Here is a 961-nt window from a genome sequence, read left to right as displayed (position 1 = left end):
GTCTCCTATTTGCGTAGCCAGGCCAGCACTGCGCAGAGGACCGCGGTAGCCCGGTAGGTAATCGCGAGCTTCTCGTACCTGGTGGCGATGCCCCGCCATTGCTTGGCCAGTCCGAACTGCCGCTCTACGACGTTGCGTCCCTTATAGGCCTTGGCGTCGAAGGCTGGCGGCCTGCCTCCAGCTGAGCCTTTGTTCTTCCGCGAGTTCTTCTCGTCGGATTTCTGCGGGATCACCGCTTTGATGCCCCGGGTGCTGAGGTAGCTACGGATGATGCTGTTGGAGTAGGCCTTGTCTGCAATCACCGCATCCGGTCGGGTCCGCGGCCGCCCGGCACTCAGCCGAGGCACACGGATGTCGTCGATGACCTCGGTGAACACAGCCCCGTCGTTTCGCTGTCCGCCGGTGAGCACGATCGCCAACGGCATCCCGTTGGCATCCACCGCAGCATGCAGCTTCGAAGACAACCCGCCGCGGGAGCGGCCCACCGCGTGGCCTTCAGGCTCGTGAATCTCAGGATTTTTGTGATTCGAACGAGCCCCCTGTGGGCTGGTCNGCGGTGTTGGTGCCGTGCTGGTGAGCACGGCTGATCGTGGAATCCACTGAGACTGCCCATTCGATTTCTCCGGCGGCATCAGCCTCGGCCAGCAGCTGGGCCAGGACTTGGTCCCAGGTCCCATCCGCAGCGTAGCGGCGGTGCCGTTTCCAGGCAGTCTGCCAGGGACCGAACTGCTCACGCGGCAGATCCCTCCACGGGATCCCCGTCCTGGCGCGAAAGATCATGGCCTCAACCACTTTCCGGGAGTCCTCGAAAGGCCGGCCCTTGCGGCCTTCATTGGAGGGAAGAAGCGGTTCGATACGCGCCCACTGCTCATCAGTGAGCTGCTGATAGCGAGAAGTGGCCGAAGAAGGCATGACCCCAGACTGCCGCAGGAATCACCTCACATATAGGAGACATGCCCTA

At 62.8% G+C, this 961-nt stretch carries 1 pseudogene; it reads right to left on the bottom strand.

From position 1 onward, the window contains the following. Positions 1-5 precede the first annotated feature (5 nt). Positions 6-912: pseudogene (locus FEF27_RS13045) on the bottom strand (IS5 family transposase). Between the last annotated feature and the right edge of the window lie 49 nt (positions 913-961).

This window comes from Nesterenkonia sphaerica (assembly GCF_005771565.1).
In the GTDB taxonomy this organism is placed as follows: Bacteria; Actinomycetota; Actinomycetes; order Actinomycetales; family Micrococcaceae; genus Nesterenkonia; species Nesterenkonia sphaerica.
The sequence above is the reverse complement of the archived record's forward strand: the minus strand, read 5'-3'. Positions and strand labels throughout refer to the sequence as shown.